The organism is Ruegeria sp. AF3, assembly GCF_056536285.1.
In genome coordinates this window covers 1,534,914-1,558,818 of sequence record NZ_JBQFJM010000001.1, presented here as the reverse complement: position 1 = coordinate 1,558,818, position 23,905 = coordinate 1,534,914, and the positions used below count along the sequence as shown (strand labels likewise).

Here is a 23,905-nt window from a genome sequence, read left to right as displayed (position 1 = left end):
AGCATGACTCGCATCCCCACCAAGCAGGAGGTCCTTGACTGGATCTCGGCGAACCCCACCCTGACCTCGAAACGCGACATCGCCAAAGCCTTTGGTATCAAGGGCGCGGATCGCATTGACCTCAAGCGCATCCTCAAAGAGCTTGAGGCCGAAGGACATCTTGAAAAACGCAAGCGCAGCTATCGCGATCCAGACCGTCTTCCACCTGTCAGTGTCTTGCAGGTGAAGGCCCCGAATGCCGATGGTGATCTGTTTGCCCGTCCACTGGAATGGCATGGCGAAGGCGTCGAGCCCATCGTTCTCATCATCGCGCGGGCCAGCGACCCGGCCCTGGGTGAGGGTGACCGCATTCTGGCCCGCCTGACCGTCGTGCACGAAGAAGATCACAATTACGAAGCCCGCCTGATCCGCCGAATCGGGACCAACCCGCGCAAGATCGTGGGCATATTCCGTAAAGGGGCCGAAGGGGGCAGAATCGTTCCTATCGACAAGGCAGGCCAGACTGAATGGCTGGTTGCCGATGGCGCGGTGCATGGTGCCAAAGACGGCGAATTAGTCGAGGCCGAACAGGCCGGGCCGAAAAACCGTATGGGCCTGCCGCGCGCGCGCATCGTTGAACGGCTGGGTGATCCGACCGCGCCCAAGGCTGTTTCGCTGATCGCGATCCACCAGCACGGTATCCCGGATGACTTTCCCGACAAGGTCATTGCAGAAGCAGACAATGCCAAACCCGTTGGCCTGAAGGGCCGCGAGGACCTGCGGGACATGCCGCTGCTGACCATCGACCCTTCGGATGCGCGCGATCGTGATGATGCCTGTTACGCGCACGCGGATGAAGACCCCAAGAACCCTGGTGGACATGTGATCTGGGTCGCTATCGCCGATGTTGCTGCTTATGTGCTGCCCGGCTCGGCCCTGGACCGCGAGGCGCGCAAGCGGGGCAATTCAAGTTATTTCCCTGACCGTGTGGTGCCGATGCTGCCTGATCGGCTGTCGGGTGATCTGTGTTCCCTGCATGAAGGCGTCCCGCGCGCCTGTGTCGCTGTGCGGATGCAGATTGACGCGGACGGTAACAAGATTGGTCATCGTTTTGTGCGGGGGTTGATGCGTTCGGTTGCGTCACTGAACTATGCCGAAGTGCAGGAGGCCATCGACGGCAACCCGAACGACCGCACTGGGCCATTGCTGGAGACGGTCTTGAAACCGCTTTACGCCGCCTATGCCGCGCTAAAGAAAGCGCGGGCTGTGCGACAGCCACTGGAACTGGACCTGCCCGAGCGTAAGATCGTGCTCAGCGAGACGGGTCATGTTGAAAGCGTGGCGTTCCGCGACCGGTTGGATGCGCATCGGTTGATCGAAGAGTTCATGATCCTCGCCAACGTCTCGGCTGCCGAGACACTTATCGCCAAGCGCCGTCCGCTGCTGTTTCGCGTGCACGAGGAACCCGCGCCCGAGAAACTGGAAAGCCTGCGGGAAACGGCGCAGGCCGCCGGATTAAACCTTGCCAAGGGGCAGGTGCTGCAAACCCGACACCTGAATGCGCTGCTGAACGCCGCCGCCGGGACCGAGGATGCGGAACTGATCAACCTGACCACCCTGCGGTCGATGGCACAGGCCTATTACAACCCTGAAAACTTCGGCCATTTCGGGCTGGCGCTGCGGAACTACGCGCATTTCACCTCGCCGATCCGGCGCTATGCCGACTTGGTCGTGCATCGGTCGCTGATCTCAGCCCACGGTTGGGGCACGGACGGTTTGACCGAAGACGAGATTACCCGGCTCGAAGAAACGGCGACTCATATTTCAGATACCGAACGCCGATCCATGATGGCTGAACGGGACACGACTGATCGCTATCTGGCCGCGTATCTGAGCGAGCGTGTCGGCAATGAATTCACGGGCCGGATCAGCGGCATTGCCCGGTTTGGTGCATTTGTCAAAATGGACGAAACCGGCGCGGATGGCTTGGTTCCGGTGCGATCATTGGGGCGCGAGTTCTTCCATTTCGACCGCGAGGCCGGGACACTTATGGGGGCGGACACGGGGCTGATTATCGCCATCGGCCAACGTGTCACCGTTCGACTGACCGAAGCGACACCTGTGACCGGCGGGTTGGAGCTGGAGCTGCTGTCCATCGATGACCAGGCCTTGCCGCGCGGACATGGGCCAAAAGGGCGATCATCCCGGCGCAAAGCGATCAGCACCAAGCGCAAGAAAGACAAGATCAAGCGCAAGGTCGAACGCAAACGCCGTCAGAGGTGATAGGTCAACGCCCGGGCAATCAGCCATCCGTGGCGTGTTGGATCGATTTGTGTAGTGTCATCAAACAGAACGGCACGGTTCCCATCTATCTGGTCCTCGCCCGGAAAGGCGGATGTGAAATCGCTTATCAACCGGGTTCGGCAGTGCACAAACAAGGCGAAACTTGCCGACTTGTGCGCGCCCAGCCGGATCGTTGACCCCTTGGGCGCAAGATAGGCGGGCTGACCCCACCGCAGTTCCTCTTGCACCGTGGGGGCGGCAGGCAGAGAGGCTGCCGTGTCAAACACAAGCGCCCGCAAGGCCAGAGCCCCCGCACGGATTTGCGGGGGCAGGGCTTCAAAGGCCGAAGCGACCAAAGGGTTTTCAAAGGGTTTCATGCAATTGGTATCGCCTGTTCCAACCGATCCACGTAGCTGTTTAGCAGGTTATCCTGTTTGATCCGGCGGGTCAGGGGGGTGTCCGCAGGTGTGGCGCGCATCGCGGCAAGCATTGGACCAACGCTCATGTCAGCCGATGTCGGCCGGTCCCCAAGCAGGAAAGAGGATTGCCACAGATAGGCCGAGATCGCCTCGAGGTCACGTTCGATCCGGTCCAGCCGTTCGGACAGCGAAAACCGCCCGATTCCCTGCGACGTGATCCCCTTCAGAACGGATTTCCGGATCGCATTGGATGCGGGTTTTCGGATCAACGCCGGAATTCTAGTAAAGAACGTATCACGCAAGATCGGCCAGACTTGGTCATTGCCCCAGCGATCCAGAACGATGTGAAAATACAGATGCTCTTCGGCCATGCGCACCAGGGCGCGGGACTGCGCCTTTTCGACATCCGTCAACCCTTTGTCGAAATCCGCGCCCTGCTGTTCCAACCAATCGCGGATCAGGTCGCTGTCCGGGACCAGGCGTTCCGGCGTCCGCAAAACGGGCAGCTTCTGGTGGGGCATCTTGCGGGGGTCAAGCATGTCCGAGCGCTGCCAGGTCTGGCCGGACTGCTGAAGCATCAATGCTGTCTTGACACAGAAGGGGCTGGCACTGAACAGGCCGAAGGCAGAGGGGAAGGTGAGAAGGGTCAGCATTATAAGGCTCCGTGTTATGGGGTGCTGACTGAGTATCGGGACCTAATGACAGTTTCTGTCATTAGGGATAAGCTATAATACATCATGTCCCGCACCGCCCGTTTGTTCCAACTGATGCAAGCCCTGCGTTCTGGCCCTTCGCCTAGAACATCCGAACAGTTGGCGCAGGATTTGGGTGTTTCGGCCCGAACAATTCATCGGGATATTGATGCATTGCGCGGACTGGGTGCCGTGATCGATGGCGAAGCGGGGTTTGGCTTTACGCTGATCGAGGACGCAACCCTGCCCCCATTGGGGTTCACTGATGATGAGCTTGAAGCGTTGGTTCTGGGCCTGCGCGAAGTTCAGGTGATTGGCGATCCGGCTTTGTCGGGCGCAGCGGGCACGGCCCTGCGGAAACTTCAGGGACGCTTGCCGCAACGCCAGTCCCACCGGCTCAGCCATGCGGTTCTGGCTGCTACGCGGTTCAACCGCCCGCCTGAACCCACGATTGACGTGGCCACTCTGCGGCAGGCGACGTGGGATGAGCGCGCGGTTGAGTTTTTCTATACGGACGCGAAAGGCGACGCTACGCACAGGCGCGTCAGCCCTTTGAGCATCGTCTATCTGGATCACTCGAACGTGTTGTTGGGCTGGTGCCACCTGCGACAGGATTTTCGCGTTTTCCGGTTGGATCGCTTACAGGACATGTCAGTGACGGAACAAAGTTTCAGGCCGAACCGCGTGCCCCTGCTGCGCGAGGCATTGGAACGCATTCGGGCAGAGCGTGCTGCGCAGGAGCGAGAGGCGAACGTCTGAGCACTTTGTGAATTTCTGATTCTGCGCTACCCTGTGGTCGAGCAGTAATCAGGAAAAAACGGAATGCGAAAATGCGTAGGCGGCGTCATGACCGTCGCATTGTGGGCATCCATAGTGCAGGCGGAAACAACAGAAAACACCAGATGGGCAGACAGCGGGATTTCACGCGCAGCGCTGCAACTGGCTTCGGCGGATGTGACCGTTTCGATCCGTCCGGTCCCGCGCCCGTTGATTGAGGCCTTGCCCGTGGCTTCTGCGACAACGGCAAGGTTTCAGTCCTGGCTTGGCGCCTTTCAGGGACGCGCGCGGCGGCAGGGCATTTCGCAGGGAACACTGACTCAGGTGTTTTCGGGGATGAGCTATGACGAAGATGTCCTGGAACGGGATCGCAATCAGGCGGAGTTTTCGAAACCCATCTGGGAGTATCTTGAAACCGCAGTGTCGGAAACGCGCCTGTCGAACGGGCGCGCCGCCCTGCAGCGGCATCGGCAGGTGTTGAACCGGATCGAGGCTGAATACGGTGTCGAAAAAGAGGTGGTCGCTGCCATCTGGGGGCTTGAAACCTCTTTCGGGTCTTATCGCGGCAGCAGTCCAACGCTTCGTTCATTGGCAACACTAGCCTTTGATGCGCGGCGGGCACAATTCTTTGAAACGCAGTTGGTCGCTGCCCTGCGGATCGTGCAGGCTGGCGATATCAGCGCCGGCAAGATGCTTGGCAGTTGGGCCGGCGCAATGGGGCATACGCAATTCATGCCCACGTCATATCTGGATCACGCGGTGGATTTCGACGGTGATGGCCGACGGGATATCTGGTCGGATGATCCGACGGATGCGCTGGCTTCGGCGGCGTCTTATCTGGCGCGGCATGGTTGGACCAGGGGTCAGCCATGGGGCGTGGAGGTGCGTTTGCCCGCCGATTTCGATTACGCCTCAGCCCGTCGTGATTTTACGCTGATGCCGTCTGAATGGGCCGCACAGGGTGTCGTGTCGCGGGATGGCACCGTCGTGCCGGATCATGGGAAGGCCGCGATCCTGCTTCCGGCCGGAAGTCAGGGCGTCGCGCTGATGATCTTTGACAATTTCAACGTGATCGAGGCGTATAATGGGGCCGATGCCTATGTGATCGGCATCGGGCATCTGTCTGACCGGCTTGCAGGGGGCTCAGCGTTTCGGGCCAGCTGGCCGCACGGCGACCGGGTGCTGAGCTTTACCGAGAAAAAGGAATTGCAGAACCGTCTGACGGATGCGGGCTTTGACACAAAGGGTGTCGACGGGCGCACCGGGCCAAATACGATCAACGCGGTTCGGGCGTATCAACTGGCGCAGGGGCTGGTCCCGGACGGATACCCCACGCCAAACCTGCTGGAGAGGTTACGGTAAAGAAAAGGCGGCCCGAATGGGCCGCCTTTGAAGACGCATAAGTCGCTAAATCAAGATGCGGCTTTCATCAGCCCTTGTGCAATGATCTCGGCCTGCGCTTCGTCCAGCGACTTGTAGATCCGCACGAACATCTCGTCGATATCCGCAGGTGTCAGGATCAGCGGGGGTGAAATGATCATCCGGTCGCCGACGTGGCGCATGATCAGGTTATTGGCAAAGCACCGATCACGGCAGATATAGCCGACCGTGCCGGGTTCGGATGCGAATTTGGCGCGGCTTGCTTTGTCCGGGGTCAGCGCGATGGAGGCCATCATGCCAACGATCTTGGCCTCACCCACCAGCGGATGATCTGCCAGTGCTTCCCACTTTTCTTTCAGATAGGGGGCGGCAACGTCGCGCACATGCTCAACGATCTTCTCTTCTTCGAGGATGCGCAGGTTCTCCAATGCCACGGCAGCCGCGACCGGGTGGCCGGAATAGGTATAGCCGTGGTTGAATTCGGTACCGCCAATCACTTCGGCGATTTCGTCGTTCACGATGGACCCGCCGATGGGCGCATAGCCCGAGCTAAGGCCCTTGGCGATGGTCATGATATGCGGCTTGATGCCAACGGTTTGCGACCCGAACCAGTTGCCTGTCCGGCCAAATCCGCAGATGACCTCGTCAGCTATCAGCAAGATATCGTACTTGTCGCAGATACGCTGAATTTCCGGCCAGTATGTATCGGGCGCGACAATCACACCGCCTGCACCCTGAACCGGCTCGGCGATAAAGGCGGCTACCCGGTCTTCGCCCAACTCCTCAATCGCCTCTTCCAGCTCGCGCGCGCGGGCCAGACCGAATTCTTCGGGCGACATGTCGCCGCCTTCGGCCCACCAGTTGGGTTGGTTGATGTGGTGGATGTTCGGGATCGGAATGCCACCCTGTGCGTGCATCCCGGCCATACCACCCAGCGAGGCCGAGCCCACGGATGAGCCGTGATAGGCGTTCTTTCGGCTGATGATGATGTTCTTGTCAGGCTGGCCCTTCTGGGCCCAGTAGGTGCGCACGAGGCGGATATTGGTATCGTTTGCCTCGGACCCGCCTGCTGCGAAAAAGACATGGTTCAGGTCGCCCGGAGCCAGTTCGGCAATCTTGGCAGCCAAAGCAATCGCCGGGACGTGGGTCGTTTTGAAGAAGGTGTTGTAATAGGGCAGCTCGCGCATCTGGCGCGCGGCAACATCAGCCAGCTCATCACGCCCGTACCCGATATTGACGCACCACAGGCCCGCCATCGCGTCCAGAATTTCTTCGCCTTCGCTGTCAGTCAGATAAACGCCAGTGGCACGTGTGATCACGCGCGCCCCTTCCTTCCCCAGCGCACCATTGGCCGAGAAGGGGTGAATGTGATGCGCCGCATCCAGCGCCTGCAACTCGGCGGTCGGCATATGGTTGGTGATGATAGACATCGGAGAATCTCCTTCAAGAACGCAGTTGGCGAACACAATATGATCAAATTTTTTCCTGTCAATCGAATCAGGCTGAATCAGACGGACGTCAATGCTTCCGCCATCAGGTCCATGCCTTGTTCGATGTCCTGGGCGGTTGCCTTTGCGGTCATTTCAGCGTCACCGACGCGCAAAGCGGCAATAATGTCCTTGTGCCGATCCGGAAGGCTCTGTGTGCCGAAGCGCCCGCAGACAACACGCAATGAGGGGCCAAACCGCAACCAAAGTCTTTCAGCCAGGTCACTGAGGATCGGCGCGTTTGCGTAAGAATACAGCGTTTCGTGAAAAGCCTGGTTCAAACGCAGATAGCCACCGACATCTCCATCGGCGATCATGCGATCCAAATGCCTGTCCAGGCGTTCCAAGTGATCAATGTCCTGCGTTTTCAGGTTGGCGGTTGCACGTCTGGAAAGCTCTGATTCTATTGAAATTCTGGCGAAGATCATCTCTTCAATATCGTTGGAGTTCAGCAACGGTACACTGACGCGCCGATTGCCCTGGAAAACCAACCCTCCATCCGAGATCAACCGGCGAATCGCTTCGCGGACCGGAGTCATCCCAACACCCAGCGAATCAGTCAGACCCTGGATTGTGACGGGCTGACCTGGGACCAGTTCACCGAACAGAATCTGTGATCTGAGTGTTTGGTAAACCTGCTCATGCGCGGGTTGTTTGCCCCCTTCGGTCGACGGCGCATATGCCTTATTTTTGATCAAATCCAATTGGTTCTTCCTATTTCGACTAAGCCTGACTTGTCAGGTGACTGGCCACGTGAAACCATACGCTGGATCGAGGGAAAACGCAAAACTTGATCAAATCCAAAAAAACGGGAAAATACCCGTACACTTGCAGGGAGAAGAATATGACAATCAAAACGCTGACCATGACGGCGGTCATCGCATTGGGGACTTCGGCGGCATTTGCCGAAGAGGTGCGTGTTTACAACTGGTCCGACTACATCGACGAAGAACTGCTGAGCAAGTTCGAAGCAGAAACAGGTCTGACCCTGATCTATGACGTGTTCGACAGCAACGAGGTTCTGGAAACCAAGATGCTGGCCGGTGGCTCGGGCTATGATGTGGTTGTGCCGTCAGGTACATTCCTTCAGCGCCAGATCCAGGCCGGCGCGTTTCAGCAGCTGGACCAAAGCAAGCTTTCGAACGCCGGAAACCTTTGGGATGTAATCGAAGAACGAACCGCCGGCTATGACCCGGACAACGCGTATTCGATCAACTACATGTGGGGAACAACCGGGATCGGCGTGAATGTCGGTAAGGTCAAAGAGGTTCTGGGCGACGACATTGCCCTGAACAGCATGGACTTGGTCCTGAAACCCGAGAACATGGAAAAGCTGGCCACTTGCGGTGTGCATTTCCTGGATGCCCCGGCCGAAATTATTCCCATGGTGCTGCAATACCTTGGAGAAAACCCTGACAGCCACGACGCGGACGTGATCGGCAAGACCGAAGCGGTTTTGACAGCAGTCCGCCCGCATATCCAGAAATTCCACAGCTCGGAATATATCAATGCGCTGGCAAATGGCGACATCTGCGTTGCTGTTGGCTGGTCGGGTGACATCCTTCAGGCACGCGACCGTGCCGCAGAGGCAGATAACGGGGTAGAGATCGAATACCACCCCTTCGCCGAAGGGTCACTGATGTGGTTCGACCAGATGGCAATTCCTGTCGATGCTCCAAATCCCGAAGGCGCGCACACGTTCCTTAACTTCATTCTGGACGCCAACAACATGGCGGCGGCATCGAACTATGTGTATTACGCCAACGGCAACAAAGCGTCTCAGGAATTTCTGGAAGAGGACGTGATCGGCGATCCGGCCATCTACCCGGATGATGCCACGATGCAGAACCTGTACATCACGACACCTTATCCGGCGAAAACGCAGCGGGTCGTGACGCGTCTGTGGACCAAGGTCAAATCGGGCACCTGATCCGAATTGCACCGGCAGGGCGGCGCCGCCGCCTTGCCTCTCTTTTCAGCTATTCGAACGAGGGCCGTAGTGAATTCTGACGTCTTTGCGCCATGGGATGACCCGCAGGCGAAACCCTTGATCCAGTTCCGAAACGTGACCAAGCGTTTTGGTGAATTTACTGCCATCGACAACCTGTCTCTGGATATCTTCGAGCGAGAGTTCTTTGCCCTGCTTGGTCCGTCTGGATGTGGCAAAACGACGATGATGCGGATGCTGGCCGGGTTCGAAACACCGACCGAAGGCCAAATCCTGCTTGGAGGGAAGGATATCGACCCAATCCCGCCCAATAAGCGTGCCGTAAACATGATGTTCCAGTCCTATGCCCTTTTTCCGCATCTTAGCGTCTGGGAAAACATCGCCTTTGGCCTGCGCCGGGACAGAATGCCCAAACATGATCTGGAAGACCGGGTCGAAGAAATGCTGCGCCTGACCCGGCTTGAACAGTTCGCCCGCCGTAAACCGCATCAGATTTCGGGTGGGCAGAGGCAGCGTGTGGCGCTGGCGCGCTCGCTTGCCAAGGCACCCAAGCTTTTGCTGCTGGATGAACCGCTGGGCGCACTGGACAAGAAATTGCGCCAGGATACCCAATTCGAACTGATGGATATTCAGGAAAAAACCGGCACCACATTCGTGATCGTTACGCACGATCAGGAAGAGGCCATGACAGTCGCCAGCCGTGTGGCGGTGATGGATCAGGGTCAGCTTATGCAGGTTGCCACTCCGGACCGGATTTACGAAAATCCTGCCTCGGTCTATGTCGCTGATTTCATCGGGGACGTGAACATCATAGAAGGGCGCGCGACATCTGTCGGAGAGGATACCTATCAGGTAGACTGGGCTGAAGGGCAAGCGCCGCTGACCGCAGCGTCAGCGAAGAACTTTGAAAACAGTCAGTTGTGCCATCTGGCGATCCGCCCGGAAAAAGTGACAATCTCGGCTGAGCGTCCGGCGGATGCAGTGAATGCGGTGCAAGGCAAGGTTCATGACATCGCGTATCTGGGCAATCTGTCCACTTATCACGTTGAACTTGCAAACGGCACAATCATCAAGGCGCAGACGGCCAATACCCGCCGCATCTCGCGCCGTTCATTCACCTGGGAAGACCCGGTCTGGCTGTCCTGGACGGCCACCGCTGCGGTTCTGCTGGTCGACTGATGCGCCGTGCTGTTCTGATCGCCATACCTTATGTCTGGCTGTTGGCGCTGTTCATGGTGCCATTCTTCATCGTTCTGAAGATTTCGCTGTCGGATACCGCGCTTGCGATCCCGCCCTATACACCGACACTGGATTTTTCCGCTGGTTGGGCGGGGATCAAAGAGTTCTTCAGCCAACTTGATCTTGAAAACTTCGTCTGGCTGACCGAGGACGACCTGTACTGGAAAGCGTATCTGTCCAGCGTCAAGATCGCTTTGATCTCAACCTTCCTGACTTTGCTGGTTGGTTACCCCATCGCCTATGGCATGGCCCGTGCGCCCGAGGAATGGCGGCCAACGCTGATGATGCTGGTGATCCTGCCTTTCTGGACGTCATTCCTGATCCGGGTTTATGCTTGGATGGGCATTCTGTCGAATGAAGGGTACCTTAACCAACTGCTTCTGTGGACGGGTATCATTTCGACGCCTTTGACGATCCTGAACACCTCGACTGCCGTCTATATCGGTATTGTTTACACCTATCTCCCGTTCATGATCCTGCCGATTTATTCGTCATTGGAACGTATGGATGGTTCGCTGATCGAGGCGGCCGAGGATTTGGGTTGTTCGAGGGCACAAGCCTTCTGGCTGGTCACCGTTCCACTGTCCAGACCGGGCATCATCGCAGGTTGTTTTCTGGTGATGATCCCCGTGATCGGCGAGTTTGTGATCCCGTCACTGCTGGGTGGGTCCGGCACGCTGATGATCGGCAAGGTGTTGTGGGAAGAGTTCTTCTCGAACCGAGACTGGCCCGTGGCAAGTGCCGTCGCGATCGTGCTGTTGCTTATACTGGTCGTTCCCATCGTGCTGTTCCAGCGCAACCAGCAGAAACAGGCGGAGGCTGACGGATGAACAGATTAAGCTGGTTCAATACGGTTTCGCTGACGCTGGGTTTCGCGTTCCTGTATATTCCGATGATCATCCTGATCATCTTCAGCTTTAACGAAAGCAAGCTGGTCACGGTTTGGGCCGGGTTTTCGACCAAATGGTATGGCGAACTGGTTCAGAACGAGGCATTTCTGGATGCCGCATGGGTCACGGTCCGGGTTGCGGTGTTTTCTTCGACATTGGCAACCATTCTGGGGACTGCGGCCGCTTATGTGCTTGTCAGGGGCAAGCGGTTCTTTGGTCGGACACTGTTTTCCGGCATGATCTACGCACCGCTTGTGATGCCCGAGGTGATCACCGGCCTGTCGCTGCTGTTGCTCTTTATCGGGATCGGGCTGGACCGGGGTATCCTGACCATCGTTCTGGCTCACACAACATTTTCGATGTGTTTTGTGTCGGTTGTCGTCTCGTCACGGCTTGTGACATTCGACAAATCGCTGGAAGAAGCCGCTTTGGATCTGGGTTGTTCACCCGCGCAGGCCTTTGGTCTGGTCACCCTACCGATTATCGCGCCCGCGGTAATCTCGGGCTGGCTGCTGGCTTTCACATTGTCGCTGGATGATCTGGTTATAGCGTCGTTCACATCGGGCCCGTCGGCGACGACCCTGCCGATCAAGATCTTTTCGGCCGTGCGGCTGGGCGTCAGCCCCGAGATAAACGCGCTGTCGACGATCATGATTGCGGTCGTGACGGTTGGGGTGATAACGGCCTCACTTGTGACCAAGCGCGCCATGATGCGTCAACGGCAGGACGAGCAGGCCGCTGCGCGCACCGAATGAAACGGATATTTCCCGAATACACCTATGGTGCGGGTCCTCGTGATGGTTGCTGGTGGGACGAGACCATTGCAAACCCGAACTGGCCAGAGTTTCAGGGCGATCTGAACGTTGATGTCGCCATCGTCGGTGGCGGCTTTACAGGGGTCTCAGCGGCTTTGCATCTGGCTGAAAACGCGACCTCGGTTGCTGTGCTCGAGGCAGGCCCACCGGGGTGGGGCGCATCAGGTCGCAATGGCGGTTTCTGCTGTCTTGGCGGATCGAAGCTAGGGCAAAAGTCCATGGTGCGCCGCTATGGCCGCGAAGCGGCGCAGGCCTATGAGACGGCTGAACAGGACGCGGTCCAGCTGGTTGCCGATCTGCTGGCGCGGCATCGGATAGATGCGGATACGCATTCCAATGGTGAGACCCAACTGGCCCATTCGCGACATGCGATGGATGTCCTGCGCCGACACGCGGACGAGACCGGCATTCTGCACCAAGCTGCTGATTTGCCAGCGCTTGGTATGGGTGGTGCATTCTTCGGAGGGTGTACTCTGCCGGTCGGCTTTGGGCTCAATCCCCGGAAATACCTGTTCGGGTTGGCAAGCGCTGCGGCGGCTTCGGGTGTGAATTTCTTTCAGAACAGCCCCGTTCTGAACATTGAAAAAACAACGTCCGGCTTCAGACTGCAAACAAGCGCAGGGCAGGTTAACGCTCAGGTCGTGCTGATTTGTACCAACGGGTATTCTAGCGAAGACATCCCCGATTGGATGTCCGGACGCTACTTGCCCGCGCAATCGACCGTGATGGTAACGCGCCCGCTTAGCCAGGCAGAACTATCGGCGCAGGGCTGGAACTCGGACCAGATATGTTACGACACGCGCAATCTTCTGCACTATTTTCGCCTGATGCCGGATGGGCGTTTTTTGTTCGGAATGAGAGGCGGCTTGTTATCGTCGCCCGGGTCCGAGGCCGCGATCCGGGCAAAGGTTCAACAAGATTTTAAACGCATGTTCCCGGCCTGGGCGGCAGTTGAGGCGACTCATATCTGGTCAGGTATGGTGTGCCTCTCGCGAAGCCTCATGCCTTTTGTTGGTGCCGTGCCCATGCAGCCAGGCATGTTTGCCGGATTTGCGTATCATGGCAACGGCGTCGCTATGGGCACATACAGCGGACGCGCATTGGCACGGCTGGCTTTGGGCAAGGATGCCCGTTTGCCTGCCCCGATGAGGCAAACTCCTGAACGGTTTCCGTTGGGCCGCTGGCGTCGCGCATTGATGCCACCGGCATACGCCTTGTTTGCGCTTTCGGACCTCAGGTGAATTCGTTCGGTTTCAGGGTTTCGATTTCCAGTTTCAAGCCTTCGGAATAGTCGGGTGCACCGTTTTCCGCGCGCCACAGGCAATAAGCGGCCATGCGCCAAGCATACCATGGCTTGAGCCGTTGATAACGGGAAACAATCTCAGGTCTGCGATAGGCGGACAGAAACTGAACTTCTTCCGCGTCCGACAAAGGTGAGCCCCGGTAAAGCCTTTGCATCGCCGGGGACAGAAACATCGCAAGGTCTTCGCACGGGTCGCCAAAGGCAGGGCATTGCCAGTCGATCAAGGTCAGGCCGCGGGATGCAACCAGAATATTCCCAGCGACCGGGTCGCCATGGATCAGGCAAGTCTTGGTCGTGGAAGGGACAGATATCGAGGGTTGCAATACTGCCAGTTCGTTTCTGGTTTCTGACCTGCACCCTTGCAGAATTCTGTACCCATGGGCCATCAGATCCGCGCTGCCGTTGCACCCGGCAGGCGCTGGAATGGTGTTGGGCAGCGAATGCAGCCTGCGCAGCAGTTCACCAACCTTGTCCGAGCCATTCCGCCAGGGTGTTCCGGGTGCGTGGTCGTAAAACACCCAATGCGCGTCCTTGTGCTGTCCTGCGGCGCGCAGCCTTGGCACAAAACCGGTCGGACCAAGCGCCTTAAGGCAGAGGGTTTCCAGCTTTGCATCATTTCGAAACAAGGGGTTGCGCAGGGTCGGGCTGTAAAGCTTCAGCACTTTGTCGCCGTCGTCCCCCAGCACTTTCCAAACCCTGTTGGTCCGACCGCCATACAGGATTTCGAACTGCGCATACATGTTGACCAGCCCAAGAGAGCTGAGGTGTTCAACCAGATCATGAGGGGGGGCAGGCAGGTTGGGCAGAGGTCTTTTCACTTCTTCTGGCGAGTCAAGTTGCCAACCTTTGGCCCGTCCAGCCCAACAGATCAAGCGCCCGTTCGAACAGCCGTGACCAGATCTGCGGGAATCACCTGACCGCCTTGCAGGGTCAGCAGAACAGCATCTTCTCCCACCTGCGCCTCGACGACCCGGTTATAGGCAGCGACGGGTTTCTCGGAAATCAGCCGGTCATTCTTGTAGCTTTCAAGCGTCGCGGTGTAGTTGCCAGCAGCCATCGGATCACCTGAGGAACTTACACCTGCCCAAGCAAACTCCGTCGCCGTTGTAGGAACAGAAACCGTGTCGACGACTGTGCCTTCATGATCACGGATCACCAGTTTGGTTGCGTCCGCGTCAGAATCCGCGCGCGAAAACAGGGTCACTGGCTGGCCGTTGAAATGAAAACCCGAGGCAGATCTGACGTCCATTCCGACCCAGCTTGCAAGGTCGTTCAGATTGACACTGCCAAGCGTGCTGGTCAGGGCGGAAAGCAGGTCATTGGTTTGAACCTGTTGTTCAACCATCGAAAACTGCGCAAGTTGCGATGCGTATTCGGTTGAGTCCATCGGCTCCAGCGGGTCCTGATTCTGGGCTTGCGCGGTCAGCATCAACAGAAACGTTTCGAAATCCGAAGTGATCGCAGAACTTCGGGACGGACCGGCAGTTTCCTGAGATGTGGCAGCCTGTGTGGCAGTGACGGGTGTGATCATCTTTCAATATCTCATATCGATGCCCCTGACCGGAGCAGGAGTTTGTGGATGTGGCGTGGCTTGCGCGAGGTGTACGTTCCGAACCAGTTCGGATTCCGGTGTGGCCTGAGCGTCGAATTCATTTGCCGGTTTATCCCGTGCACCTGAATCCGACGGAGTCCCCAGATCGATGTTCAGGTTTCCATAGCCCAGTTTCTGAAACTCCTCCGTAAGAACGGACAGGTGGCGGCGTATAAGTTCCATCGTGTCCGGGCGTTCGGTGGCGATTGTCATCTGGAGCCCGTCATCCCTACCGTTCAGCACAATGGATACACGCCCCAGTTCTTCGGGGCTTAGCGAGATTTCCATGATGCCGGTTCCCGGTCGGGTCTGAATCGTTGCCGCCAATTGCCCGGCTATAGCACGAGCAATTTCAGCACGGGCGGACGGAGAGGGTATCGCCGTGTGTTGTGCCACCTCGCGGGGGGCTTGCTGAACGGGTTCGTTTAAGGCGATGGACCCCGCGTCAACCTCCTGCGCCGGTGTCGCCTGTTCCGCTTCGATTGAGTTGAGGATCAGTTGAAGCTGCGCAACCGGTGTCGCGCGGTTTGGATTTGTCGGCTTGGGCGTGGCAGCGACTTCTGCTGTCTCGGGCGCCGCCTTTGTGCTTTCAAGGAGCCGTTCGGTTTTCACCCCGGTTGTCTGGTCCTTAGATTGGGGTGGCTGGCCCAAAACAGGCAAAGCCTCTGTGGGTTTTTGGGCAGGCACGACCTGGGTCGAAGCGGCGTGAACCTGCCTTTCGGTTGGTTGCCCAGGCACAAAGGGTTGAATGTCGGTCTGACGGGGTAGACCCGTTGACGCAACGGTTTGTTCCGGTTCTGTCGTGCCCGTTGCGGGGATATCCGCCCTAGCAGGTATAAACGGCGCGGGATGCACCGTATTCGCCGTAGGCGTTTCAAACGTTCCGACAATTTCGGTCTGCGGTGAAATGTTATCTGCCAACTCTGGTGCCCGAGGTGAAATCGCCACGACAGATGCCTCAGCCGTGTTTGGCAGAATGGCCTCCACCTCAATCTCGGCAGTTTCGTCGGTGGTTTCGATAGAAGCGTCCAAAACCGTATTGTCGGTGGCGGGACTTGTTTCGTTTCCCTGTTCAAGGATGTCCTCGAAACTGCCCACCCCGGTAGCACGACCCGGTTCTTTTGCGGGCGAATTGGGTTTCGCAGTTGCTGTTGGCGCTGCGGCCGCCAGCGTTAGTGGTTTGGGCATTTTGCTCTGGCTCCGTGTGACTGATCAGAACTCTGCCCGCAGGAAGTTACGTTTATTTTAACCGCTTTCACCTTTGATCGAGAAAGTTCGAAGCATTTTCGGAGAATACCATGCAGGTTTCGACATTTCCCCAGGCGGTTCAAACGCCCTTGACTCAGACCCGACTAAAAAGCGCGGCCATCGAGTTGGAGGCCGCATTCCTCAGCGAAATGATGAAGTCCGCCGGATTGGGCAAAACGCGCCAGTCCTTCGGTGGCGGGGCCGGTGAAGACCAGTTCTCTTCGTTTCTAGTTCAGCATCAGGCCCGGCAACTGGCCCGGGCTGGCGGAGTGGGCTTATCAGAAATTCTGCTGAAATCTTTGATGGAGAAAACCGATGACGTCTGAGGTCGACATGGCACTGATCAAATCTCTGGAAGAAGTTCTGGATCTGGAGCGTGCGGCGCTTGTGCAGGGTGATCTGGATCGTCTGACGCATATGGTGCCGGAAAAAGAAAAACTGATTGGCGCGATCAACGACCTTCAGGTGCTGAACAGCGATGCACTCATGCGGGTTCAGCAGAAAGTCGAACGCAATCAGGCATTGCTGAACAGTGCCGCCGACGGGATTCGGGCCGTCGCCAGCCGCATGGCTGAACTGCGACGGGTTCGGCAGGAATTCAGCACGTACGGCGCGGATGGGCAACGAAGTGAGTTTTCCGTTCGAAATACGGCAAAGCTGGAAAAACGCGCATAGGCCTGGGTTTGATTCAAATCTGAAACACCTGGTTCGGGCGTTTTAGCACTCCGTTAGGGGATCGGGCTCAAAAGTGATGCTGCACCTGGAAACATCAGGTGGCGCGAACAGCCACGCGGCGCGTCGCACAAGTCAGAAAGACACCAATGCCCGCAGATATTGTGGGGTGAACATGGGCGAAAATCGCCCGAAGGCAAAAGGATAAAAGCTATGTCCAGCATTCTGACAAACAATGGCGCGATGGTTGCGCTGCAAACTCTCAAGTCGGTCAACAAGAACCTGGCGATGACCCAGAACGCGATTTCGACCGGTAAGGACGTCGCGACAGCCAAGGACAACTCGGCGGTTTGGGCGATCTCGAAAGTGATGGAGTCCGACGTCAAGGGCTTTAACGCGATCAAAGACAGCCTCGCGCTGGGCGAATCGACTGTTGCGGTTGCGCGAAATGCGTCTGAAACTGTCACCGACCTCTTGACCCAGATGAAAAGCAAGATCGTCGCGGCGCAGGAAGACAACGTTGATCGCGGTAAGATCAATGACGATGTGACCGCACTGAAGGATCAGATCGCATCGGTTGTCAGCGCGGCCCAGTTCAACGGTCTGAACCTTGTTGACGGCTCGACCGGCTCTGCATCGATCCTCGCATCGCTGGATCGGGACAACACCGGGGCAGTGACTGCGTCGTCAATCTCAGTCTCGGGGCAGAACCTGTCGACCGGTGGATATGTCACCAAACAGGTTTTCGACGGCTCTACCGGCGCATCGACCGGCAATGACCGCGTGGGGGCAACCATTGACAATGGTGCAACGGCCGCGACGGCGTTGGTGACCGATGAATCCAGCGGCGCTTTCGCGGCCGGAGACAAGGTTGTCGTCGCCATTAACGATCAGGTTGTTTCCTATACCGTTTCCGCGGAAGATGCTGCTGCGACGACGACCGGTGACCTTGTTGCTGTCGGATTGAAATCGAAGATCGAAGAGCTGGGAATTACCGGCCTGACCGTCGATTACGACTCCGGCACTGCGGGTACGTTGTCGGTTACAAACGGCACAGGATCTGACATCTCGTTCTCGGCTCAGTTCGTGAATGCGGGTGCCGGTGGTTTGGGCGCGCTGGCAGGTATTGATGTGTCGACAGGTGCGGGGGCAACCGCTGCGTTGGCGGCTGTCGAATCGCTTATCGATACTTCGATTGATGCCTCGGCCGCCTTTGGCTCGGCGCAGGGTCGTATCGAGACCCAGAAAGAGTTCATTTCGAATCTCTCTGACTCGTTCAAATCCGGTATCGGTGCGCTGGTCGACGCTGACATGGAAGAAACCTCGGCGCGTTTGCAGGCCCTTCAGGTGCAGCAGCAGTTGGCAACACAGTCGCTTTCGATCGCCAACCAGGCACCGCAGTCGATCCTGTCGCTGTTCCGCTAATACGCAACGCGGTCCGGGGCGCGGTTTTCGCACCCCGGTCGTGACTAACTGACGACGGCTTTTTGGAAGGATTTCAAGTGACCCCGCAAACCCTCGCTCAATACACCTATGCGCAAGCCGCCGCGCCGACGCGAACGCCCCGTGACACTGAATATGAGGCAATTTCCAGAATTACACGGCGTCTCAAGGCGGCCACGGCGCGCAAGGCAACGGACTTCTCAGCGTTTGTTCAGGCCGTGCACGAGAACCGCCGGTTATGGGGGGTGTTGGCGACAGGTGTCGCGGATTCGGCAAACGCTTTGCCGAACGATATTCGCGCCAGGATTTTCTACCTTGCCGAGTTTACGGAACTGCACAGCAGCCGCATTTTAGCGGACGGCGCGTCCATCGAACCATTGCTTGAAATAAACACGGCGATTTTGCGCGGATTGCGCCAGATGAGGGCAACCTGATGAGCGGGCTGGTTTTGAAACTCGCCCCGAAGGAAAGAGTGCTGATCAATGGTGTCGTGATTGAAAACGGCGACCGCCGTGGCCGGTTTTCAATCATGACGCCGCAGGCCAATGTCCTGCGGTTGCGCGATGCGATACATCCGGATGAAGTAAATACTCCGGTGCGCCGTGTCTGCTATGCCGCGCAACTTGTTCTGTCCGGAGACATGGATCCGGCTCGGGCGCGTCAACACCTGTTGCGCAGCGTGGAAGAGCTGAGCCAGGTTTTTACAGATACAGACAGTCGCCGTGTGTTGTCCGAGGCAACAGACGCTCTGGTGGCCGAGCAATACTATAAATGCCTCAAGTCACTTCGCTCGCTTCTTCCGCGCGAAGAACGGTTGATGGCCTATCAGCAATGAGCTTTCAACCGGTCATCCCCACTGGCGGGATCGTCGGCTGGCGGTTTCTGCAACGTACTTATCAAGGTCAGTTTCAAAGTTTCTCGTCTTCGGCAGTGAATGAGAGGGAGACGAAGTATTTCCTGGACAACATTGGGAAAGTGAAGACCGCCGAACAGTTGGTTTCGAACCGCAGATTGTTGCAGGTCGCTTTGGGTGCCTTTGGGTTGGAGGCGGATGTGGACAACCGGTTCTTTATCCGAAAAATTCTGGAGGATGGAACCCAGGCGGAGGACGCTTTGTCCAATCGTTTGGCAGATAAACGGTACCGGGAATTTTCGGATGCTTTCGGGTTTGGCCCGGGGGCTGTTCGAAAAACGGTGCTGGTTACCAATATGGAACAGATAGCCCAGGCCAATCTGTCTGCGCGGTTTGAGATAGCGGTCGGACAGTCGGATGAGACGATGCGCATTTCGCTCTATGCCCAGCGCGAGCTGTCTGATCTGGCGAAAAGCGGAAGCAGTACAGATACGAAATGGTTCGATCTTATGGGATTGCCCCCGCTGCGCAAAATGATGGAAACGGCGCTTGGGCTACCGCAGTCATTCGCCCAACTGGATATCGACAAACAATTGGTCGAGTTCAAAAGCCGGCTATTCAATCTGACTGGATCGGATGATCTGGCACAGTTTTCGGACCAGAAAGCAGTTGAGAAACTGACCGACACCTATCTGGCCAGAAGTCAAATCGCGGGTCTTCAGAGTACGATATCGCCAGCGCAGACCGCTTTGATCTTGCTTGGGGCCGTGTGATCAGAAGACACGGGGCAAAAGCCCGGGCCGCAATCAAGTATCCGACGTCTCTCGTTTAACCTGCACAAACCACATGTTAACCGTTCAAAATCTCGTCGGCCGTGGTGTGCAAAGCGTAGCATACAACGGGTCGAGACACGTTGTGCAGGTTGACCGCGCCTAACGGTATAGCGTTAGAACAGGCAGGCTCGATATCTTCGGAAACGACTATGCGATGCCCTTCGGTTTTCCCATATTCGCCCAACCGCGCTGCTATGTTGGCCGCTTGTCCAATAACCGTAAAATCAAGACGTTCACGAGAGCCCACATTGCCATAGGTGACGCGCCCATAAGCCACACCAATCGAACAGTCGCAATGTATGCCCGTACCTGCTTTGCGCAACTCACCCAATGTTTCGACGATCTTGATTGCCGAGCGCTGTGCGTTGGCACGGGCCGCGCTGGCGTTTTCATCGGTTGCCGGGAATACCGCCAGAACAGCGTCACCAATGAATTTCAGAACTTCGCCTTCGTTCTCGTGAACGATACCCGAGACGGTTTCAAAGAACTCGTTCAAAACACTGATATACGTGCCCCGCCCCAGTTTCTCTTCGAGGCTTGTCGAGTTGCGGAGGTCACAGAACATGATTGCCGCGTCGATCTCATCCCCGTCACCGCGTCGGATCTCGCCCCCCAGAACGCGTGCGCCAGAGCGTTTTCCAACATATGTTTCCAGCAAAACCTGCGCATTCTCGCGTTGCATGAACACTTCGTAAAAGCGTGCGATTACCGAGGAGCATTCGAATACAAGGCCCAGATTCTCGGTGGTGAAGCCGTTGGGGTGGTCACAGGTCAGGGTCAGAACGTTGGTTCGCCCGTCAGAAAAGGGCAACGGCATCGCGACATAGTCGGTGGCACCCTTGTCCCGCAACTCCTCCATGATCGGGAAGCTGTTATGCGGGTTATCGTCGTTCAGCCTTTGCCGTACGCCGCCTAACCCGTTCGAGACATGGCGCAACGGGCTGTTGATGAAAGCCGGGTGATCATAGATTTCGTAGGTCGGGGCGCGGGTCAGAATCTCGTCCTGATCCTTTTCCCAGATATAGTGTTTGCCCGCGATTAGGGGGTGCAAGGACCATGCCAGAATGCTCAGCCGCTGGATGGCAATGCCGTGCTCCAGCATCTTCTCGGCCAATGCCTTGGTAAAGCTTTCGGGAGTGGTCGCGGCCGAAGCACCGCGCATCAGCCAGTCGATCAGAGGTCCGCTGATATTGCCGTCGTCCGGCTCGCGCAGGCGATTGTCCCCCAGGTCAATCCGGGTGTAGGCGCCGGACACAAACCCGATACATCCCCGGATATCCGCGCTTTCCGGCAGGGCTTGTTCATAAGCCCAGACGGAATTGGTCAGAGGCCCCGAGGCCAGTTGGATGTCGTGGTAAGTGGCGGTGCCTTTGAACGGGCAGAATGTTTGCAGGTCTGTTTCTTCGCTCAGATCCACACATACATCTGCGCGGGGAACGTAAATCGTTGGCGGCAAACGCGTTTCATACATCACCTTTGCATTTGTGCTTTCAGCCAAAAGAATGTCGTTCCGGTAAATGGCAATCCTGCCATCCAGCGGCTCAACCGAGATTCCATATCCATTCATCTGTGGCGCGGCGTGGACGTTCATAAGCGACCTCCTCTGCCTGGGGTTTGTTTAGAATGGGGCTTTCCATCTGACATTCCAAGAGGCTGCAACGGGAATTTACCGGGTGCAAGCGACGCGTCAAAACATCAGACCATTTGAATGACGTCCTTCTCGATCGACAGCATGTACCCCTTCTTGGCAATATTCTTGACCAGCAGTTCGCTAACCATCTGGTTGCCAAGCGCATCGCGCAACCGTTTGATCCGTGTTGCGCCAGCGGCTTCGTCACAATCGGCAGCATCGCGACCGGAAATCATGGCCTCGATCTGGGCGCCGGACAACACCTCGTCATCCAACCGGGATTCCGCCAGAATCGACAGGGTTTCCATGGCGGCGGGTGTCAGTTTGAAATCCATGTTGTTAAGGTAGACAGTGTTTTCTTCGCGACTGATCAGCAGCGACGTCACCTGAATGCCGGTACGTTCGATCTGCGCCATGCGCCGGTTCAACAAGACCAGCATCACCAGAAAGACCAACGCCGAGATCATCATCGCGCTGGCAAAAACCAGCAACACATAGATCACCATCCGGTAACTGGACAGGGTGTCAGCAAAGGCGGTACCCGATTGGGCCAGAATTTCAAGCAGGCGAATCTCGGTCTGTGACGTCAGATCGGCCTCGACAAACAGCCGTTCGACACGAGCGTTGAACGCATTTGCGTCTGGCAAGGTCCAGAACAGGAAAACGGCAGCGGTGATCAGAATGACGACAATGGCCGCGATGCCCAGCACAACCAGGCGGACACCCGACCGACGTGCATCAGAAACGGAGATAGAATTGTCCGGCATTGCCTTTCCTCTGATCCAACCCTTCCGGCCCGAAAACGGACTGCACTTCAAGCAAGGTCCAGCCTGATGCGCTCAGGCGCTGGGCGATTTCTGCCCGGGCCTGCCCCTTGTCGCAGTTTGTGACCTGCATGACGCCGTAATGCAAACGCAGCGGGTTGTCCTTCTTGGCTTTGTAGTCCGCATAACAATCTGCCGCTGTCGCAGCAGAACCAAGCGATAACAGGGCCGCAAAGGTCAGAGAAGAGAGGATCTGTTTCATAGGCCGCATCCTGCGCATGAGTTGCCACGATATTCAATAACTCAAGGGGATTGCGGCACCTGATATCCGATAACACCGGGCCGTTATTGCTTGTCTGGCGCAGGTGTCCCCACTTTCAGGGCAATCAGCACGCGGTCCGTCATACGGTCGCACGAACATCCGAAAGGACAGGCATCATGCATAAGAAATTCATCGCTTTGATCATTGCAACCGCAGTTGCGATTACCGGTGTTTCAGCTTCTCAGGCGAAGGCGGCCGACGCAAAGGACATTCTTGGGGGGCTGGCGGCCATCGCAATTATCGGTGCCGGTGTTCATTACTATAACAAGGAAAAGAAAAAGGACCGGGCGACGCGTCAACAGACCTATTCCCATACACCATATGTGGCGCAGCCAGTGCGCCCGTTGCCGCCGCATGTGGCGCGTTACGACCTGCCCCAGCGCTGCCTGCGCACCTATGATGGGTATTCGCAGGATCATCCACTGCTTGGGCCGAAATGTCTCGAGAAACATTACAAACATGCCAATAGCCTGCCGCAAGAGTGCAAGGTCGGTTTCTGGAATGGCAATAAGGTCAGGCAGGCCTATGAACCTGCATGCCTGCGCCAGAAGGGATACCGCGTCGTTTATCAGTAGTTTGGGTTGAGCAGGAAGGGCGCCAAAGAAGTGCCGTGAGAGAGAGGGTGGTGTGGGCCGTCCTCTCTTTTCTTCTTGCGGTGCTACGCGAAACGCGGTTTTCCAAGGGAATGACAATGCCAAACTTCGAACTTGAGCAGGCGCTGCTGGACATGGGCCACATCCGTATCGCCGGTGTGGATGAGGTCGGGCGCGGCCCATTGGCCGGGCCGGTTGTGGCTGCCGCCGTGATTCTGAACCCGAAGCACTTTCCTGACGGCCTGAATGACTCGAAAAAGCTGACCGCAAAACGCCGGGCTGCGCTGGACGCTGAGATTCGAAACACTGCTGAGTTCGCGGTAGCCGAAGCTTCTGTAGCCGAAATTGATGAGGTCAATATTCTGAGGGCGTCGCACTTGGCGATGATGCGCGCGGTAGAGGCGTTGACCCCGGCACCTGATTTTCTGCTGATTGATGGCAACCTGATACCGCAGGGTCTGAGAATTCCGTCACAGGCCGTTGTGAAGGGCGATGCACGATCGGTGTCGATCGCGGCTGCTTCGATCCTGGCGAAAAACTGGCGCGATCAGGTGATGGTGGATTTAGCGCAACAGCATCCGGGTTATGGGTGGGAAACCAACGCGGGCTATCCGTCAAAACAACACAAGGAAGCGCTGCGAAATCTTGGCGTGACCCCACACCATAGGCGTTCGTTCAAACCGGTGCACAATATCTTGTATCAAGAGTAAATCGTAAGTTGCTGATTCAAAAAAGAATTTGACG

Annotated in this window: 26 protein-coding genes; 16 read left to right on the top strand and 10 right to left on the bottom strand. The window is 57.1% G+C overall.

The window, feature by feature from the left end; translation table 11 throughout:
* The first annotated feature begins 3 nt into the window (after positions 1 to 3).
* On the top strand, positions 4 to 2,262 hold the full coding sequence (rnr, locus tag ACR3FC_RS07880; protein WP_480474188.1) for a ribonuclease R: 2,259 nt from the start codon (positions 4 to 6) through the stop codon (positions 2,260 to 2,262).
* On the opposite strand, the gene ACR3FC_RS07875 is transcribed toward rnr, so the two are convergent.
* A complete protein-coding gene (locus tag ACR3FC_RS07875; RefSeq protein ID WP_480474187.1) occupies positions 2,253 to 2,639 on the bottom strand; it encodes a DUF1801 domain-containing protein in 387 nt (128 codons plus the stop codon). The two genes, rnr and ACR3FC_RS07875, sit on opposite strands and share 10 nt — an antisense overlap.
* The gene (locus tag ACR3FC_RS07870) at positions 2,636 to 3,334 is read right to left on the bottom strand and encodes a glutathione S-transferase family protein (protein WP_480474186.1); all 699 of its coding nucleotides are present in this window, start codon (positions 3,332 to 3,334) and stop codon (positions 2,636 to 2,638) included. The genes ACR3FC_RS07875 and ACR3FC_RS07870 overlap by 4 nt, the downstream gene beginning before the upstream one ends.
* A gap of 84 nt (positions 3,335 to 3,418) precedes the next feature.
* Here ACR3FC_RS07870 and ACR3FC_RS07865 point away from each other — a divergent pair, with 84 nt between their 5' ends.
* Both ACR3FC_RS07865 and ACR3FC_RS07860 read left to right on the top strand, forming a co-directional pair.
* Positions 3,419 to 4,132 (top strand): helix-turn-helix transcriptional regulator, encoded by a 714-nt coding sequence (locus ACR3FC_RS07865; protein ID WP_480474185.1) that lies wholly within the window; start codon positions 3,419 to 3,421, stop codon positions 4,130 to 4,132.
* An 87-nt stretch (positions 4,133 to 4,219) separates the two neighbouring features.
* Positions 4,220 to 5,512 carry a lytic murein transglycosylase gene (locus ACR3FC_RS07860; protein WP_480474184.1) on the top strand — a complete coding sequence of 431 codons (1,293 nt, stop codon included), beginning with the start codon at positions 4,220 to 4,222 and terminating at the stop codon, positions 5,510 to 5,512.
* A gap of 50 nt (positions 5,513 to 5,562) precedes the next feature.
* On the opposite strand, the gene ACR3FC_RS07855 is transcribed toward ACR3FC_RS07860, so the two are convergent.
* Complete coding sequence (locus ACR3FC_RS07855) at positions 5,563 to 6,960, bottom strand: aspartate aminotransferase family protein (RefSeq protein WP_480474183.1); 1,398 nt, start codon at positions 6,958 to 6,960, stop codon at positions 5,563 to 5,565.
* A 77-nt stretch (positions 6,961 to 7,037) separates the two neighbouring features.
* A complete protein-coding gene (locus tag ACR3FC_RS07850; RefSeq protein ID WP_480474182.1) occupies positions 7,038 to 7,721 on the bottom strand; it encodes a GntR family transcriptional regulator in 684 nt (227 codons plus the stop codon).
* Between the two features lie 140 nt (positions 7,722 to 7,861).
* Between ACR3FC_RS07850 and ACR3FC_RS07845 the strand changes: the two genes are divergently transcribed.
* The 5 genes from ACR3FC_RS07845 to ACR3FC_RS07825 all read left to right on the top strand — a co-directional run bounded on the left by ACR3FC_RS07845 (position 7,862) and on the right by ACR3FC_RS07825 (position 13,150).
* A complete protein-coding gene (locus ACR3FC_RS07845) occupies positions 7,862 to 8,947 on the top strand; it encodes a polyamine ABC transporter substrate-binding protein (RefSeq protein WP_480474181.1) in 1,086 nt (361 codons plus the stop codon).
* 69 nt (positions 8,948 to 9,016) lie between these two features.
* Positions 9,017 to 10,144, top strand: coding sequence for an ABC transporter ATP-binding protein (locus tag ACR3FC_RS07840; RefSeq protein ID WP_480474180.1), 1,128 nt, complete (start codon positions 9,017 to 9,019; stop codon positions 10,142 to 10,144).
* Positions 10,144 to 11,034 (top strand): ABC transporter permease subunit, encoded by an 891-nt coding sequence (locus ACR3FC_RS07835; protein ID WP_480474179.1) that lies wholly within the window; start codon positions 10,144 to 10,146, stop codon positions 11,032 to 11,034. Before ACR3FC_RS07840 ends, ACR3FC_RS07835 begins: the two co-directional genes overlap by 1 nt.
* Positions 11,031 to 11,849: an ABC transporter permease gene (locus ACR3FC_RS07830; RefSeq protein WP_480474178.1), complete on the top strand. Its 819-nt coding sequence runs from the start codon at positions 11,031 to 11,033 to the stop codon at positions 11,847 to 11,849. Before ACR3FC_RS07835 ends, ACR3FC_RS07830 begins: the two co-directional genes overlap by 4 nt.
* On the top strand, positions 11,846 to 13,150 hold the full coding sequence (locus ACR3FC_RS07825; protein WP_480474177.1) for an NAD(P)/FAD-dependent oxidoreductase: 1,305 nt from the start codon (positions 11,846 to 11,848) through the stop codon (positions 13,148 to 13,150). The genes ACR3FC_RS07830 and ACR3FC_RS07825 overlap by 4 nt, the downstream gene beginning before the upstream one ends.
* Here ACR3FC_RS07825 and ACR3FC_RS07820 read toward each other — a convergent pair.
* The 3 genes from ACR3FC_RS07820 to ACR3FC_RS07810 are packed head-to-tail and all read right to left on the bottom strand — an operon-like array spanning position 13,143 to position 15,991.
* Positions 13,143 to 14,030 carry a phosphotransferase gene (locus ACR3FC_RS07820; RefSeq protein WP_480474176.1) on the bottom strand — a complete coding sequence of 296 codons (888 nt, stop codon included), beginning with the start codon at positions 14,028 to 14,030 and terminating at the stop codon, positions 13,143 to 13,145. The two genes, ACR3FC_RS07825 and ACR3FC_RS07820, sit on opposite strands and share 8 nt — an antisense overlap.
* Before the next feature lie 50 nt (positions 14,031 to 14,080).
* Positions 14,081 to 14,743: a flagellar hook capping FlgD N-terminal domain-containing protein gene (locus tag ACR3FC_RS07815; RefSeq protein WP_480474175.1), complete on the bottom strand. Its 663-nt coding sequence runs from the start codon at positions 14,741 to 14,743 to the stop codon at positions 14,081 to 14,083.
* A gap of 3 nt (positions 14,744 to 14,746) precedes the next feature.
* Positions 14,747 to 15,991 (bottom strand): flagellar hook-length control protein FliK, encoded by a 1,245-nt coding sequence (locus ACR3FC_RS07810; protein WP_480474174.1) that lies wholly within the window; start codon positions 15,989 to 15,991, stop codon positions 14,747 to 14,749.
* A gap of 110 nt (positions 15,992 to 16,101) precedes the next feature.
* Between ACR3FC_RS07810 and ACR3FC_RS07805 the strand changes: the two genes are divergently transcribed.
* From ACR3FC_RS07805 to ACR3FC_RS07780, 6 genes are all read left to right on the top strand, one after another.
* Positions 16,102 to 16,377: a rod-binding protein gene (locus ACR3FC_RS07805; protein ID WP_480474173.1), complete on the top strand. Its 276-nt coding sequence runs from the start codon at positions 16,102 to 16,104 to the stop codon at positions 16,375 to 16,377.
* Entirely contained in the window at positions 16,367 to 16,726 is a 360-nt protein-coding gene (locus ACR3FC_RS07800; RefSeq protein WP_480474172.1) for a flagellar biosynthesis protein FlgN, read from the top strand. Before ACR3FC_RS07805 ends, ACR3FC_RS07800 begins: the two co-directional genes overlap by 11 nt.
* A 210-nt stretch (positions 16,727 to 16,936) precedes the next feature.
* Positions 16,937 to 18,148, top strand: a complete 1,212-nt coding sequence (locus ACR3FC_RS07795; protein ID WP_209505009.1) for a flagellin N-terminal helical domain-containing protein — start codon at positions 16,937 to 16,939, stop codon at positions 18,146 to 18,148.
* 77 nt (positions 18,149 to 18,225) lie between these two features.
* Positions 18,226 to 18,600: a flagellar biosynthesis regulator FlaF gene (gene flaF / locus ACR3FC_RS07790; RefSeq protein WP_267366590.1), complete on the top strand. Its 375-nt coding sequence runs from the start codon at positions 18,226 to 18,228 to the stop codon at positions 18,598 to 18,600.
* Complete coding sequence (gene flbT / locus ACR3FC_RS07785; protein WP_267366588.1) at positions 18,600 to 19,001, top strand: flagellar biosynthesis repressor FlbT; 402 nt, start codon at positions 18,600 to 18,602, stop codon at positions 18,999 to 19,001. Before flaF ends, flbT begins: the two co-directional genes overlap by 1 nt.
* Positions 18,998 to 19,792, top strand: a complete 795-nt coding sequence (locus ACR3FC_RS07780; RefSeq protein ID WP_480474171.1) for a DUF1217 domain-containing protein — start codon at positions 18,998 to 19,000, stop codon at positions 19,790 to 19,792. The genes flbT and ACR3FC_RS07780 overlap by 4 nt, the downstream gene beginning before the upstream one ends.
* A gap of 76 nt (positions 19,793 to 19,868) precedes the next feature.
* On the opposite strand, the gene ACR3FC_RS07775 is transcribed toward ACR3FC_RS07780, so the two are convergent.
* The 3 genes from ACR3FC_RS07775 to ACR3FC_RS07765 form a co-directional block, all read right to left on the bottom strand.
* Positions 19,869 to 21,443 (bottom strand): DUF427 domain-containing protein, encoded by a 1,575-nt coding sequence (locus ACR3FC_RS07775; protein ID WP_480474170.1) that lies wholly within the window; start codon positions 21,441 to 21,443, stop codon positions 19,869 to 19,871.
* Between the two features lie 104 nt (positions 21,444 to 21,547).
* Positions 21,548 to 22,249 carry a winged helix-turn-helix domain-containing protein gene (locus ACR3FC_RS07770; RefSeq protein WP_267365085.1) on the bottom strand — a complete coding sequence of 234 codons (702 nt, stop codon included), beginning with the start codon at positions 22,247 to 22,249 and terminating at the stop codon, positions 21,548 to 21,550.
* Complete coding sequence (locus ACR3FC_RS07765; RefSeq protein WP_480474169.1) at positions 22,221 to 22,508, bottom strand: hypothetical protein; 288 nt, start codon at positions 22,506 to 22,508, stop codon at positions 22,221 to 22,223. The genes ACR3FC_RS07770 and ACR3FC_RS07765 overlap by 29 nt, the downstream gene beginning before the upstream one ends.
* Before the next feature lie 176 nt (positions 22,509 to 22,684).
* Here ACR3FC_RS07765 and ACR3FC_RS07760 point away from each other — a divergent pair, with 176 nt between their 5' ends.
* Positions 22,685 to 23,143: a hypothetical protein gene (locus tag ACR3FC_RS07760; RefSeq protein WP_480474168.1), complete on the top strand. Its 459-nt coding sequence runs from the start codon at positions 22,685 to 22,687 to the stop codon at positions 23,141 to 23,143.
* A 110-nt stretch (positions 23,144 to 23,253) separates the two neighbouring features.
* Positions 23,254 to 23,871, top strand: a complete 618-nt coding sequence (locus tag ACR3FC_RS07755; protein WP_480474167.1) for a ribonuclease HII — start codon at positions 23,254 to 23,256, stop codon at positions 23,869 to 23,871.
* Positions 23,872 to 23,905: the final 34 nt, after the last annotated feature.